Origin of the sequence: Streptomyces poriferorum (assembly GCF_019399235.1) — a bacterium.
GTDB lineage: Bacteria > Actinomycetota > Actinomycetes > Streptomycetales > Streptomycetaceae > Streptomyces > Streptomyces poriferorum.
In genome coordinates, this window is the sequence record NZ_JAELVH010000002.1 from 51,420 (window position 1) to 66,398 (window position 14,979).

Below are 14,979 nucleotides of genomic sequence, written 5' to 3' on the forward strand. Positions count from 1 at the left end.
TCGTCGTGTCAGCCGCCTGTGGCGGGGGACTTCTTGGCGGACTCCGGTATGGCGGAGTCCGTGCGGACCGCCTTCCAGAGGGTGTCCGCCTGCGGCTGCGCCGCCACCACCCGGTTCCTGTCGATCTTGTCGTAGGCCACGGGGAGCATGATGGTCTCCATCGAGGCCGGGTCGACACCGTTCATCGAACGGGCGAAGTTGGTCAGCGAGGTGAGCGAGGCGAGGCCCTCGTCCGTCGTCAGTGACTTGGTCGCGGAGTTGGCGATCTTGTAGGCACTGGTCGGACTGCCCAGCAGATCCTGCTTCTTGACCTCGGTGAGGAGTGCGAACAGGAACTGCTGCTGGAGCCCGATGCGTCCGAGGTCACTGCCGTCACCGATGCCGTGCCGGGTGCGTACGTAGGCGAGGGACTGGGTGCCGTCGAGCTTGTGGGGCCCGGCGGTCAGGTCGAGGCCGGAGGACGTGTCGTGGATGTCCTGGGGGACGTCGACGGTGACGCCGCCGATGGCGTCCACGAGCCCCTTGAACCCGGCGAAGTTGATCTCCAGGTAGTGGTCGATGCGGACGCCGGACATCTTCTCGACGGTCTTGACGACGCAGGCGGGACCGACCTGGGAGTAGACGGAGTTGAACATCTTGCGCTCCGCGGAGGGCACCTTGGTCCCGTCGGCCTTGGTGCACTCGGGCCGGGTCACCAGGGTGTCGCGGGGGATGGAGATGGCGACGGCCTTGCTGCGGCCCTCGGGGATGTGCACGACCATCGCGGTGTCGGACCGGGCCCCGCTGACGCTGCCCCCGCCGCCCAGCTCCTTGTTCTCGTCCCCGGCGCGCGAGTCCGAGCCGAGGACCAGGAGGTTCTGCCCGCTGGTCGGGAGCTTCTCGGGCCGGTCCTCGCCCAGCGCCTTGTTGATGTCGACGCCCTTGATGTTGCCGTCCAGCCGGCTGTAGAGCCAGTAGGCCGTTCCGCCGGCCGCGATGGCGAGCACCAGAACGGACAGCAGGACGGCCCGGCGTATGCGCTGCCCCCGCGTCCGCACGCGCTTGCGCCCGCTGGAAGGGGTCTCCGGGGAACTCCGGTGCCCGGGCGTGATGGCGTCTTGGCTCATCCTGAGTGAGTCCTCACAACTTATGGCCTGGTCAGGGCGCAGATGATGGGGTGGGACTCGGGTGGGGGGTCATGCCGGTCCGCGATTTCCTGGTGAGTGAGCACTATAGACAGTCGATCTGGTGTACGTACGAAGTCTGTGGCGCGACTGTGACACGGCGTGCGGACGGCGGAGCCCGGGAGTGGCGGCGAATCGTACGCTGGTGAGGCCCGGGAAAGGCTTCCGCGCCGGGGCTTTAGGATGTGACAGCTTCGAAATGCTGTGCGAGTTGTCGGAAGTCAGTTCTCGAAAAGGTGATCGCAGACCATGCCCGGACAGGATGCCCGTGCGACCTCGAAGGTCGCGCCTGAGACCAAGGCGCTCCGTGGCATCTGGCTCACCCGGGGCAAGGACGGCAGGCTTACCGCGTACGCACCCGGCGACGGCGGTCTGCGGCGCTGGACCGAGAGCCGTCCGGGGGGTCCGGACTGGGGTGCTTCGGGCGTTGTGCCGGCCCCGGACCTCACGCATCTGTCCGTGACGCAGGACGCCCATGCCTATGTGCACTTCGTAGGCCGTCGTGAACGGAGAGCGGCCGATGGTGACGTCACCGTCGACATCGTGCACGCGACCCAGTACCAGACGGGCCGCCCGGCCTCGTCCTGGCACTCGCTCGGCACCCCGCACAAGGAAGCCGCCGTGGGCCGCAGGCTCGGGGCTCCCGTAGCCGTCGTCAGCGAGTCCGGTGAGCTGCACATCGCCGTCCGCAACGGCGGCGGCGGCATGATGATGCGCCGCGAGCGGCCCGACGGCAAATGGCGTGGCTGGGAAGATCTGCGCGGCAGGCACATCAAGGAAGAGCCCGCCGTTGTCGCGCTCAGCTCCGGATGCTTGGCTCTCCTCGCGGCGACGGACGAGGGGTCGCTGCATTGGCAGCAGACGGAGCCGGGCGGGGGCTGGGGCGAGGTGAACGCCTTGCGGCTCGCGATGGTGCCCGGTTCGCTCGCTGCGCTGGAGACGGCCCAGGGTCGCGCCACGTACTACTGGACCGACCCTGCGGGTGGCGTCGTGGCCTACCGCACCGACGGCTGGCCCATGGCTCTCGGCGGCGCTCCGGGGGGTGGCGCGCATGCCGTGATCCGCACGGTTCTGGACGGCTTCGACTGTACGGTCCTGGCGCATCGGGGGCTGGAGGGCACGGCGGTTGTCGGAGTGGGAGTGACCGAGAACGAGGCCAACGGGCTGTGGTGGTCGGACACCGGTGCGTCCTGTCAGGGTGTGCCGGCCCTGACCCGCGATGCCCAGGGCCGACTTGTGATGGCCGTCGTCGGCTCCGACGGGGCTCCGCGGGTGGCGCGCCAGACGGATGGGCCGGGACTGAACTTCGACGTGTGGCGCGCTCTTTGATCCCTCCAGGTCGATTTCGTCCAGGCGCCCGATGAAGCGAACGGGTGCGGATCACTGGCCCGGCCCGATGGTTGTGCGCTGCACTCAGTGATCTGAATCACCTGGGCGGGAGCGGTGCTTCCATGTGTCTATGGGGGGTATGGGGTCATTGGTGACCTTTATGTTTCACTTAAGATTCACATCTGGCGCAGAGGTTCCAGAGTTGAGCGATAAATGGCCGACTGAGGTTCATCTCCATGTCGGATGCTCGGCGAAGACGGTGCGCAAGGGATGGAGCCTTGAGCAATGACGCGCAAGCGCTCATTGCTGCCTTGGAGTGGAGTGTGGAGCATGGCCGGTGGGCCGCGCCTGAGTGTGATCGTCCCTTTTCAGGATGTTGAGACGTATCTCACGGAGTGCCTGGAATCCATCGCGAGGCAGACTTTCCGCGACTTCGAAGTGATCATGGTCGACGACGGTTCGACCGACGGATCCACTGCGCTGGCGCAGGGGTTCTGCGACAACGACCCGCGCTTCAAGCTGATCCGCCAGGAGTCCCAGGGGCCGGGCCATGCCCGGAATACCGGACTCCGGTCCATGCATCCCGAGGGTGAGTTCCTGGTCTTCGCGGACGGCGACGACGTCATTCCCGAGTACGCCTACGAGTTGCTCATCCGCACGCTCTCGGAGTCCGGTTCGGACTTCATCTCCGGGAACGTTCAGATGATGAACTCCACGAAGAAGTGGCAGTCCCCCCTCCACAAGGGCCCCATGCAGCGGGACCGAAAGGGAACGCACATCACGCGCTTCGAGGCGCTGATCTACGACCGAACGGTGTGGAACAAGGTATTCCGGCGGACTTTCTGGGACTACCACTTCATACAGTTCCCGGAAGGTGTTCTCTACGAGGACTCCTGGGTCAACATGTTTGCCCACTTCCGGGCCAAGAAGGTCGATGTCATCACGGATATCGTCTACTTCTGGCGTCGGCGTGACGGCGCAGCCGCCCCCTCCATTACCCAGCGGCACACTGAACTGAGCAACCTCCGCGACCGCGTCGCGGCCGTGCAGTCCGTGAGCCGCTTCCTTGCCCAGCACCGTTCGCGGACGTTCGTCGAGCACAAGCGGAAGTACGACCTCGCGTGCCTGAAGTCCGACCTGATGCTGCATCTGAAGGTTCTCCCCGACGCGGACGACGAGTACCGCGACGCGTTCATGTTCTGGGCGAGGGAGTTCCTGGAGGAGGCGGACGAGGGCATCATCGACGAACTTCCCGCCGACGCGCGGGTCAAGTGGCTCCTCGTTCAGGAAGGGAAGCTCGACGCACTCCTCGACGTCATCGAGTTCGAGCGCAAGGGTGGTCCACTGCCGGTACGCCGACGGCTGCGCCGCTACCTGAACTACCCCCACCTGGGCAACCGGAAGACCGGCCTGGACAAGAGCGACTACCGCCTCGACAAGGAACTGTCGCCTTTCAGCTCGCTCACCGGTGCGCACTGGAACTCGGAGTGGCTGACGCTGACGGGCTCCGCCTACGTGCGCTTCATCAACGTGCACAAGCGCCACATGTCGACCAAGGCGCTGGCGCTGCGCAACAAGAAGTCCGGCAGCAAGATCATCAACATGGCCAGGACGACGTACTACCCACAGGCGACCGAGCACTCCAACCAGAATCGGTACTGCTACGACTGGGCAGGCTTCGAGAGCCGGTTCGACACCACCCGGCTCAAGAAGAAGGGTGAGTGGGTCGAAGGCACGTGGGACGTCGCCGCCGGCGTGTTCAGCCGCGGACTCTTCCGGTACAAGAGCATCGGACGAGGTGGTGCCGGTACGGCCGCCAATCCGCCGTACCGCTATGTCGACAAGAACACGCGCATCCTGCCTCTCTTCGTGCAGGGCGGCCTGAAACTGCGCGTGGAGGTCGTCCGGTGCCGAATCACCCGGCACCGCATCGTGGGTGAGCACCTGGAAATCGGCGGTGTGTACCTCGGACCCAAGGTCCCCGAATGGGGAAAGTTCCGGGTGACCAGCATGAACGGTGCGGGTCGCCACGACGCCTGGATGAACTTCAAGCCCGGCGGCGAGGGCTGGTGCACCTTCGTCACGCGCATTCCCCTGCGCAACGTCGTACCCGGATCCCGCAGCTCCGGCGACAATTCGGTGCCCCAGGCGTGGACGATGGGCAGCAACGGCTGGAAGACGACCGCCCATGTCGAGGGACGGAAGGCGCCGCTGTATCCGGTGATGGCCGAGGAGGTCGAGGACGGCCACTACCGGATGCCGGACAAACTCCAGACGGCGGACGGCGACCGCGAGATCGTGGTGCACCGCAACGGTTCCGGATACGTGGTGCTCTTCGAGCGCGCCGCCCTGCCGATGCTTGTCGACGGCTGCTGGCGTGCCGGCGGCTCGCTGGAACTGATCGGTGAGTACTCCTGCGCCGATCTGCTCACCCCCGCCGAACGCATCTCGGCCCATGTGGTGGTCAGATCCCGCGCCCACGGAGAGGAGCGCGCGGTGCCGATCACCTGGAACGGCGGCCAGTTCCGAACGGTGGTCACTCCTGCCGCGATGAAGTCCCTGGCCGGCGCCATCCCGCTCGCCGCCGGGCGCTGGGACTTCTTCCTGCGCCGCCAGGATCCGTCCGCCGTCGCCCCGGACGAACGCTCGCCCGACCTCATGATCAAGATCGTGCAGGGTCTGATAGCCACCATGCCCCAGGAAGTGGAGGAGGGCGGCCGCGGATACGCCCTCCAGGCGGAGGCGTACGACAGGCTCTCGATGCTCGTCCAGTCCGCGATGCCGGAGAACGCCCGGGGCCCGTACCGGCAGAAGCTCCTGCGCACCAAGGCGTACCCGCAGGCGAGGAAGGAGAGGATCCGCCCGGCGGTGCTCTTCGACGCCTTCAAGGGCACTCAGTACTCGGACAGTCCCCGGGCAGTCCATGAGGAGATGGTCCGGCGCCGGGTGGACCTGGAACAGCTCTGGGTGGTGCGCGACGACCAGGTCGAGGTACCTCCCACGGCTCGCGCCATCCGCATGTGGTCGCCCGAGTGGTACGAGGCCCTGGCAAGGTCGCGGTACGTCGTGGCCAACAACCACCTTCCCGACTGGTTCGAGAAGCGCGCCGACCAAGTAGTCGTGCAGACCTGGCACGGGACCCCGCTGAAGCGCATCGGCCACGACATCGAGTCGGTGCACTTCGCGGACAAGCGCTACCTGGAACGGGTGGAGAAGGAGGTACAGAACTGGGACATGCTCGTGTCTCCGAACAGTTTCTCCACTCCGATCCTCCAGCGCGCCTTCCAGTTCCCGGGGGAGATGGTCGAGTGCGGCTACCCCCGCAACGACATCCTCCGGCGCCCGGGCATGGAACACCGCGCCGAGGAGATCCGCAGGCGCATCGGGCTTCCGGCGGGCAAGCGCGTCATCATGTACGCGCCGACCTGGCGAGACGACCAGTACTACGCCCCGGGCAAGTACAAATTCGACTTCCGGATCGATCTGGAAGACGCCCGTGCCCGCCTCGGTGACGACCATGTGCTGATGGTGCGCCGCCACCCGAACGTGGTGGACCCGGTGCCGGGCGCCGGCGACGGATTCGTCTTCGACGTCTCCGACTACCCGGACATGGCCGACCTCTCGCTGATCACCGACGTGATGATCACGGACTACTCGTCGCTGATGTTCGACTACGTCAACACCGGCCGTCCGATCCTGTTCTTCACCTACGACCTGGACCACTATCGCGACACGCTGCGCGGGTTCTACTTCGATTTCGCCAACAGCGCGCCGGGTCCGCTGCTGTACGAGTCGGCCGAGTTGATCTCCGCGATCCGCGACGTCGACCGCATCCAGGCCGTCTACGCCGAACGCTACCGCTGGTTCCAGGGGGAGTTCTGCGATCTCGACGACGGTTACGCCTCGGCGCGTCTGGCGGACCGCATCCTCGTCGCCGGCGGGGACCTGGCACCGGACCGGGCGCAGGCCCCTGCCGTCGGTACGGTGCCCGTCCACCACGGCGCGACGACCAGGGCCATGCTCCCGCAGGGGCCGGCCCCCCGGCGCGAGGAGTCCCCGTACTCCGCGCAGGGCCAGGGCAGGGCGCTGCAAGGAATGCAGCAGGGCATGGGGCATTCCGGCGGCGACCGCGTCTACGAGGGCGTGATCGTGTGAGGCCACAGCCGCCGGCCGCGGCACGCCGACGCCGTATCGAGCCCGCCTCGCGCGCGACACCCGCCGCCTGACCATGGAGACCGAACGACTGTGAAGATCGCCTTCCTGCTGCACGACGCCTACGGGATCGGAGGCACCGTCAGCGCCACCCTGAACCTCGCGGGTGCGCTGGCCAAGCGTCATGAGGTCGAGATCGTGTCGGTCTTCCGCACCCGTGACACTCCGCAGGGGAACCTGGAATCCGGCGTCCGGCTGACTCCGCTCCTCGACATCCGGGCCAACAGCGCGGACAAGGATCATCAGCTGTCGCGCCAGCCGTCCGTCGTGAGCCCCCGCAGCCCGTCGTTCTCACCTTTGTACAACGCGCTCACGGACCAGCGGATCGGTCAGTACCTGGACCAGACGCTGGCAGACGTCGTCATCGCCACGCGGCCGGTGCTGCTGATGTACCTGGCGCACTTCGGCGAGCGCGCGTATCTCAGGATCGGCCAGGAACACCTCACGCACGATTCACAGATTCCCGAGCAGCGTGAGCGACAGAACCAGATCATTCCGGACATGGACGCGTTCGTGACGGTGTCCCACGCGGATGCCGAGATCTACCAGCGGGTCCTGCCGCACGCGGCCTCCCGCATCCTGTCCATCCCCAACCCGGTGACCCCGCCCAGCTCCATGCCGGCCCAGAGCGGTCAGCGGATCGTGGTGGCGGCGGGGCGGCTTGTGAAGGTGAAGCGGTACGACGTACTGGTGCGCGCCTTCGAACAGGTCGTCCGCGTCCGACCCGACTGGTGTCTGCGCATCTACGGCTCGGGCAAGGAGGAGCAGGCGCTGCGCGAGCTCGTGATGGAGCGCGGACTGTACAACCACGTACGCCTGATGGGGGCCCACGCACCCATGGAGACCGAGTGGGCCAAGGGTGACATCGCGGCCGTCACCTCGGACAACGAGTCCTTCGGTATGACCATCGTCGAGGCGATGCAGGCCGGCCTTCCGGTGGTCAGCACGGACTGTCCCCTGGGCCCACGCGAGATCATCCAGCACGGGGCCGACGGCTTTCTCGCGCTGCCCGGGGACCCCGACTCCGTGGCCCAAGCGCTGCTCGCGGTCATGAACGACGACCAACTGCGTCACCGGATGAGCGAGGCAGCCCGGCAGAACTCGTACCGTTTCGCGCCCGAGGTCATCGCCCAGCGCTACGAGGAGCTCTTCGCCCGGCTGGGGAACGGCCGGGTGCACCGCGAAGTGGTTCCAGCGTCCCGGATCCTGGCGCAGGGACGTCTCATGGCCGAACCCGGCGGGATGTTCAGGCTTCGGCTGAAGGTCATCGGCGAAGCAACCGCGGGCTACGAGGTGGCGGTCAAACTCCGCGACAGTCCGGAGGTCCGCACGGTTCCGGTGATCCCCGGTGGGCTCACCAAGGATGCCCGCGACCAGTTGTGGACGGACGTCGTCATCGATCCGCGCCTGCTGCGCCCGCACGAGGGCACCTGGGATTTCCGGCTCCGCACCCCGGAGGGACTGGACGAGCGCATCGTGGCCGAGGGTGTGGAAACGCAGCACCTCAGCGGCCAGTCCCCCTGGTTGGACGGACAGGGGGTCTCCTCCGCGATTCCGTACCGGACCATGGACGACTTCATCGCCATCCGTACGTGGTACAGGGCGGCCCACGCGGAGATAGGCCAAGTCGTCGTCGACCAGGGCGGTACCGGTTTCCACGTCGGTCTGCTGTTGCCGCAGCCCGCTCCGGCGGGGACCGCTCTCCAAGCGGTACTGCGGCACCGGAGCGACAGGTCCGTCGAGTTCGCTGTCCCGGTCCAGCCGACCGGTGGGGCCGGAGTCGCGTTCACCGTTCCGCACCGTGAGTTCCTGCTGCGCCGCATTGCCGCGACCGACATCTGGGACCTGTGGCTCAGAGTCGGTGCCGGAGGCCCCGAGGCGAGGGCCGGACGCATCGGCGGCGACATCATCCGCCGCAAGCACACCGACCGGTTCCCCTCGTCGCTCGACCAGTCGGACCAGGGCGTCGCGCACCGGACCGTCGCCTATGTCACCGACGACAACGACCTGTCCTTCTCGGTGAAGCATGCGTGACAGCAGGCCCGCACGTCGGGCGGACGGATCCCGTACCAGATTGGAACCGACGAGTGGCGACTAAACCAGCCCCGGGCCGCACCCTTCACACGGGAATCGACACGACCGGGACGTTCCCCGTCGAGTACCGGTTCGCACATGCACGAAACGGCAATCAGCACCTGGTGGTCGTGTTCGCCAACTTCTCGGTGCCCAACGACTACGGATGGTCGAACGGCGTCTTCGATACCCTCCGGTCCAACGTCCTGTGGATCCGCGACCGGTTCCACGGCAAGAACAGCTATTACCTGTGCAAGGACATGGACTTCGGCCTGGAGAGGTCGGTCGCCACCCTCATCTCCAACGTGCTGAACTCACTGGGGCTGACGCCCGATCAGTGCACCATGTGGGGTGGTTCCAAAGGCGGCAGCGCTGCCCTCTACTTCGGTCTGAAGTACGGCTTCCGGAATATCGTGTCGATGGTTCCCCAGTTCCGGATCGGGACCTATGTCTCGCAGTACCCCTCCATAGCCCAGCACATGATGGGTGAGGCCACCGAGCAGAACATCCAGATCATCGACGACGCAATTCCCTCGCTGGTCCGGGCCGGCGCGAACCGCACGGCCAACATCTACTTGCTTTCGTCGCCGCAGGACGAGCAGTTCGAGACACAGGTCGAACCGTTCCTCCCGCTGTTCGTCGGCTACGAGAACCTCAACTTCATCTTCAGCGACTCCCCCCACATCGTGAATCACGCCCATGTCACCGGCAGGAACCTGCCGATGCTGATGGGGCTCGTCAACTTCCTCATCGACGGGATGGCGCCGAGAATCGGGTTCGTGCGCAGCGGCGGTGAACTGCCCGACGCCGACCGTTCCGCCATCGACGCCTACCTCAAGGCCACGTCCGAGGTGCAGGAGGACTTCGCCGCACCGGTGATCCACGCGCCCGCGGCCGGGGAGACGGTCTCCGGGCAGACCGTACGGTTCACCGGTTCCGCACCGGGCGCGGCACGCCTGAGCATCTGGGAGCACGGCAAGTTTCTCGGGGCGCCGGAAGTCGCCGCGGATGGCTCGTGGACCTGGGAACTCGGGCGGTCCTGGAGTGTGGGCAAGCACGCGGTCCGCGTGCTCGGCGTCGACGCGGCCGGCTTCCAGTCCCAACGGTCCGAAGCCGTCTTCACCGTTGCCGCGGCGGCCGAAACCGCGGCAGACCAGCCGGCAGGGCCGGTGCCCTCATGGGCGGCACAGCCCGCACCGGAGGCACGGACAGCGCCGCCGTCACAGCCCGCGACCCCCACCGCGCCGTACCCGCCGGTGGTCTCCGCGCCCGCGCAGGGCCAGCAGATTCAGGGCCCGTCGGTCGGGATCATGGGCTACGCGCAGGGCGCGGCACGCGTGGAGTTCGTGGAGGACGGCATGCGGCTCGGCATGGCCCAGGTGGCACCCGACAGCAGTTGGTCGTGGGAGTCCGGCTGGTCGTGGACCGAGGGACCGCACACGGTCGAATGCCATGCCGTGGACATGAACGGGCAGGGCTCGCCGCGGACGACCGTCACCTTTCAGGTGGCGTACGCCCAAGCGCCGACCTCCCCCGAGCAGCACTCCGCGGCCCCTCGCTACTGAGGGCACGCGCCGCCGGCAACCGCCCTGTCAACCGGTCTTCGTTCGCAGGACCAGCGCATAGTGGTCCGACGCCCCGGTGTCGTGCACGGAACAGCCCGTGCGCGGCAGGGCGGTGAACAGGTAGTCGACCTTGTGGCCGGAGGCAAGCGTGGCCCTGCCGCCGCGAGAGGACGGCGACGCCTGGTCGCACTCCTGGAAGCGGCGGAAGAAGCCGCGCGGCCAGATCCAGCCGCTCCTGTTGCGGGCCGAAGGCGGCGCGCTGTTCAGATCACCGCCGAACACCGTCCGCCCGTCCGCCGCACCCATGAGTGATTCCAACTGGTCGTCGCGGAACTCCCAGCCGGGGTGGGCGGGGTCACTGCCGGGCAGGCTCAGATGCGCGTTGCACACCCGCAGGCGGTGAACCGCGGCCGTGGCACAGATGATGCCCCGCCGCAGTCCGGCCGAAGGCTGCTGGGCGGGCACCTCCGTGACCCGTGACAGTGGCGACGAGGCGAGGATCGCGATGCCCGCCGTGCCCTGGCCGTGCGCCGCGCAGCGGACTGCGGTGCCACGGTTGTGCGCGTCCCGGTGAACGTACGCGGTGAACGCGCTGTGCCAGTTGCTGCCGAGCCGCGAACGGGCCGCGGCGAGATCCCCCGCACAGACCTCCTGGAGCAGGAACACCCGTACCCCGTCGACACCGGCCAGCCGCTCCAGCGCCCGCACCTTCCGAGAACCGTCCCCGGTGTCCTGGCAGTTCCACTGCCGCACGCCGCACATGTTCCAGGTTGCGACTCTCACCTCTCCCGGTGCGAGGGCGGCGGCGCCCTCCCGGGTGGTGGGCCACGAGACGGACGCAGCGACGAGCACAGCCAGGATCCCGGCAGGCAGGAGCTGCCGCGCCCGGCGGCGCCCGGGGGAGCGGGGTCCGCGAAGCGGCCTCGTACGACGCAGCATGAGCCGGGTTTCTCCTTCTCGGAACGCGACGGGGGCCGTACGGGACATGATCCCGTACGGCCCCCGTCGCACCGCGACCGGCCGCCTACGAGCTGCGGTGGCCCGGCCGCGGCCCGTTCAGCGGCAGGCTACGCCGGAACGCTCGCCACGCCCTGTGCAAGGAACGGCTTCCCGTTGACCCGCTCGGACACGCCCTCGCGGTCCAGGTACGGCGTGATGCCGCCCAGGTGGAAGGGCCAGCCCGCGCCGGTGATCAGGCAGAGGTCGATGTCCTGGGCCTCGGCGACGACGCCCTCGTCCAGCATCAGGCCGATCTCCTGCGCCACCGCGTCCAGGACGCGGTCACGGGCCTGCTCCTCGGACAGGACGGTGTCGCCCTGCTTCAGGAGCGCGGCGACCTCGGGGTCCAGCTCCGGCTTGGCAGGATTCTCCGCGGAGTAGACGTAGAAGCCGCGCTTGCCGGCCTTGACGACCGCGGCCAGGTTCTCGGAGACCGTGAAGCGCTCCGGGAAGGCGCGGTTCAGGGTCTCGGAGACGTGCAGGCCGATGGCCGGGCCGACCAGCTCCAGGAGGACCAGCGGCGACATCGGCAGGCCGAGGGGCTCGACGGCCTTCTCGGCGACGGCGACCGGGGTGCCCTCGTCGATGATGTTCTGGATCTCGCCCATGAAGCGGGTCAGGATGCGGTTGACGACGAACGCCGGGGCGTCCTTCACCAGCACCGCGGTCTTCTTCAGCTTCCGCGCGACGCCGAAGGCCGTGGCCAGCGAGGCGTCGTCCGTCTGCTCGCCGCGGACGATCTCCAGGAGCGGGAGGATCGCGACCGGGTTGAAGAAGTGGAAGCCGACGACCCGCTCGGGGTTCTTCAGCTTCGACGCCATCTCGGTGACCGAGAGCGACGAGGTGTTGGTGGCGAGGATCGCGTGCGCCGGGGCGACCGCCTCGACCTCCGCGAACACCTGCTGCTTGACGCCGATCTCCTCGAAGACGGCCTCGATGATGAAGTCGGCGTCGGAGAAGCCCTCAGCCTTGTCCAGCACACCGGAGACCAGGGCCTTGAGGCGGTTGGCCTTGTCCTGGTTGATGCGGCCCTTGCCGAGCAGCTTCTCGATCTCGGCGTGGACGTAGCCCACGCCCTTGTCGACGCGCGCCTGGTCGATGTCGGTCAGCACGACCGGCACCTCGAGGCGGCGCAGGAACAGCAGGGCGAGCTGGCTGGCCATCAGGCCCGCGCCCACCACGCCGACCTTGGTGACCGGACGGGCCAGGGCCTTGTCCGGGGCACCGGCCGGGCGCTTGGCGCGCTTCTGGACCAGGTTGAACGAGTAGATCCCGGAGCGCAGCTCGCCGCCCATGATCAGGTCCGCCAGGGCCTGGTCCTCGCGGTCGAAGCCGGCGCCCAGGTCGCCGTCCTTGGCCGCGGCGATGATCTCCAGCGCGCGGTACGCGGCCGGGGCGGCGCCGTGCACCTTGGAGTCGGCGATGGTCTTGCCGCGGGCGACGGCCTGGTCCCAGGCGTCACCGCGGTCGATCTCGGGGCGCTCGACCGTGACCGTGCCGTTCAGCACGTTCGCGGTCCAGATCAGCGACTGCTCCAGGAAGTCGGCGCCCTCGAAGAGGGCGTCGGCGATCCCGAGCTCGAAGACCTGCTTGCCCTTGAGCTGACGGTTCTGGTTCAGCGAGTTCTCGATGATCACCGAGACCGCGCGGTCGGCGCCGATCAGGTTCGGGAGCAGCGCGCAGCCGCCCCAGCCGGGGACCAGACCGAGGAAGACCTCGGGCAGCGAGAACGCGGGCAGCGCCTTGGAGACGGTGCGGTACGAGCAGTGCAGACCGACCTCGACACCGCCGCCCATCGCAGCGCCGTTGTAGTACGCGAACGTCGGGACCGCGAGGCCCGACAGCCGGCGGAAGACGTCGTGGCCGCCCTTGCCGATGGCGAGCGCGTCCTTGTGCTCCTTCAGCAGCTCGACACCCTTGAGGTCGGCGCCGACCGCGAAGATGAACGGCTTGCCCGTGATGCCGATACCGGTGACGGTGCCTTCGGCCGCCTCCTTCTCGACCTGGTCGATCGCGGCGTTCAGGTTCGCCAGCGACTGCGGCCCGAAGGTGGTCGGCTTGGTGTGGTCCAGGCCGTTGTCCAGCGTGATGAGGGCGAAACGGCCCGCACCGGCCGGAAGGTCCAGGTGGCGTACGTGCGCCTGGGTGACGACCTCGCCGGGGAACAGCTCGGCCGCACCCTTCAGAAGCTCAGTGGTGGTCGTGCTCACTTGTTGCCTCCGTCGAAGTGCGGGTTCTCCCAGACGACCGTCGCGCCCATGCCGAAGCCGACGCACATGGTCGTCAGGCCGTAGCGGACCTCCGGCTGCTCCTCGAACTGGCGGGCCAGCTGAGTCATCAGCCGGACGCCGGAGGAGGCCAGCGGGTGGCCGTACGCGATCGCGCCGCCGTACTGGTTCACGCGGGCGTCGTCGTCGGCGATGCCGTAGTGCTCCAGGAAGGCGAGCACCTGCACGGCGAACGCCTCGTTGATCTCGAAGAGACCGATGTCCGAGATGGACAGGCCGGCCTTCGACAGGGCCTTCTCCGTGGCCGGGATCGGGCCGTAGCCCATGACCTCCGGCTCGACGCCCGCGAAGGCGTAGGAGACGAGGCGCATCCTGACCGGGAGGCCCAGCTCGCGGGCGACGTCCTCGGCGGCGAGCAGCGAGGCGGTGGCGCCGTCGTTGAGACCCGCGGCGTTACCGGCCGTCACGCGGCCGTGGGCGCGGAACGGGGTCTTCAGACCGGCCAGGGACTCCATCGTGGTGCCCGGACGCATCGGCTCGTCGGCGGTGACCAGGCCCCAGCCCGTCTCACCGGCCTCCGGGTTGGTGCGGCGCACGGAGACCGGCACCAGGTCCTGCTGGATCTTGCCGTTGGCGTACGCCTTGGCGGCCTTCTCCTGCGAACGCACCGCGTACTCGTCGGCGCGCTGCTTGGTGATCGTGGGGTACCGGTCGTGCAGGTTCTCCGCGGTCATGCCCATGAACAGGGCGGACTCGTCGACCAGCTTCTCCGATACGAAGCGCGGGTTCGGGTCCACGCCCTCGCCCATGGGGTGACGGCCCATGTGCTCGACGCCACCGGCGACCACGACGTCGTACGCGCCGAAGGCGATGGAGCCGGCCGTCGAGGTGACGGCGGTCAGGGCGCCCGCACACATGCGGTCGATGGAGTAACCGGGGACGGACTGCGGCAGCCCGGCCAGGATTCCGGCGGTGCGGCCGAGCGTGAGGCCCTGGTCACCGATCTGCGTGGTCGCGGCGATGGCGACCTCGTCGATCTTCGCGGGGTCCAGGTCCGGGTTGCGGCGCAGCAGCTCCCGGATGGCCTTCACGACGAGATCGTCGGCGCGGGTCTCGTGGTAGATGCCCTTCGGGCCCGCTTTGCCGAACGGGGTGCGGACGCCGTCGACGAAGACGACGTCCCGGATGGTACGAGGCACGGTGGCTCTCCTCCAGGGTGCGGGATGGCACTGCTGCGGGGCACGCCCGTGAGCGCGCCGCCACCCTCATGCTACTTGCGGGTAACCAGACTGCCCAGTCCTTGTGGCGGGAGCGGCGAAGGTCACATGCACGAAATGGCCCGGACAGCCCCGAAAGGGGGCCGTCCGGGCCATAGGGAGAACGGATCGAGTGGCCGCGGGCCCGCCTGAA

General features: G+C 68.1%; 8 protein-coding genes. 4 read left to right on the plus strand and 4 right to left on the minus strand.

Annotation, left to right across the window (positions count from 1 at the left end):
* Positions 1-8: 8 nt before the first annotated feature.
* A complete protein-coding gene (locus JGS39_RS00570) occupies positions 9-1,106 on the minus strand; it encodes an LCP family protein (protein WP_219566498.1) in 1,098 nt (365 codons plus the stop codon).
* 306 nt (positions 1,107-1,412) lie between these two features.
* On the opposite strand from JGS39_RS00570, the gene JGS39_RS00575 reads away from it, so the two are divergent.
* The 4 genes from JGS39_RS00575 to JGS39_RS00590 all read left to right on the plus strand — a co-directional run bounded on the left by JGS39_RS00575 (position 1,413) and on the right by JGS39_RS00590 (position 10,342).
* The gene (locus JGS39_RS00575) at positions 1,413-2,492 is read left to right on the plus strand and encodes a PLL family lectin (protein ID WP_219566500.1); all 1,080 of its coding nucleotides are present in this window, start codon (positions 1,413-1,415) and stop codon (positions 2,490-2,492) included.
* 330 nt (positions 2,493-2,822) lie between these two features.
* Entirely contained in the window at positions 2,823-6,647 is a 3,825-nt protein-coding gene (locus tag JGS39_RS00580; RefSeq protein WP_219566502.1) for a bifunctional glycosyltransferase/CDP-glycerol:glycerophosphate glycerophosphotransferase, read from the plus strand.
* Between the two features lie 90 nt (positions 6,648-6,737).
* The gene (locus JGS39_RS00585; protein ID WP_219566504.1) at positions 6,738-8,738 is read left to right on the plus strand and encodes a glycosyltransferase family 4 protein; all 2,001 of its coding nucleotides are present in this window, start codon (positions 6,738-6,740) and stop codon (positions 8,736-8,738) included.
* A gap of 53 nt (positions 8,739-8,791) precedes the next feature.
* Positions 8,792-10,342 carry a hypothetical protein gene (locus JGS39_RS00590; protein ID WP_219566506.1) on the plus strand — a complete coding sequence of 517 codons (1,551 nt, stop codon included), beginning with the start codon at positions 8,792-8,794 and terminating at the stop codon, positions 10,340-10,342.
* 27 nt (positions 10,343-10,369) lie between these two features.
* On the opposite strand, the gene JGS39_RS00595 is transcribed toward JGS39_RS00590, so the two are convergent.
* The 3 genes from JGS39_RS00595 to JGS39_RS00605 form a co-directional block, all read right to left on the minus strand.
* Entirely contained in the window at positions 10,370-11,194 is an 825-nt protein-coding gene (locus JGS39_RS00595; RefSeq protein WP_219566508.1) for an endonuclease/exonuclease/phosphatase family protein, read from the minus strand.
* Between the two features lie 215 nt (positions 11,195-11,409).
* The gene (locus tag JGS39_RS00600; RefSeq protein WP_219566510.1) at positions 11,410-13,551 is read right to left on the minus strand and encodes a 3-hydroxyacyl-CoA dehydrogenase NAD-binding domain-containing protein; all 2,142 of its coding nucleotides are present in this window, start codon (positions 13,549-13,551) and stop codon (positions 11,410-11,412) included.
* Positions 13,548-14,768 (minus strand): thiolase family protein, encoded by a 1,221-nt coding sequence (locus JGS39_RS00605; RefSeq protein WP_219566512.1) that lies wholly within the window; start codon positions 14,766-14,768, stop codon positions 13,548-13,550. Before JGS39_RS00605 ends, JGS39_RS00600 begins: the two co-directional genes overlap by 4 nt.
* Positions 14,769-14,979 lie beyond the last annotated feature (211 nt).

Bases quoted from the DNA above. Each gene is read 5' to 3' on its own strand.
- JGS39_RS00570 (WP_219566498.1), bottom strand. From the start codon at position 1,106: ATGAGCCAAGACGCCATCACGCCCGGGCACCGGAGTTCCCCGGAGACC.
- JGS39_RS00575 (WP_219566500.1), top strand. From the start codon at position 1,413: ATGCCCGGACAGGATGCCCGTGCGACCTCGAAGGTCGCGCCTGAGACC.
- JGS39_RS00580 (WP_219566502.1), top strand. From the start codon at position 2,823: ATGGCCGGTGGGCCGCGCCTGAGTGTGATCGTCCCTTTTCAGGATGTT.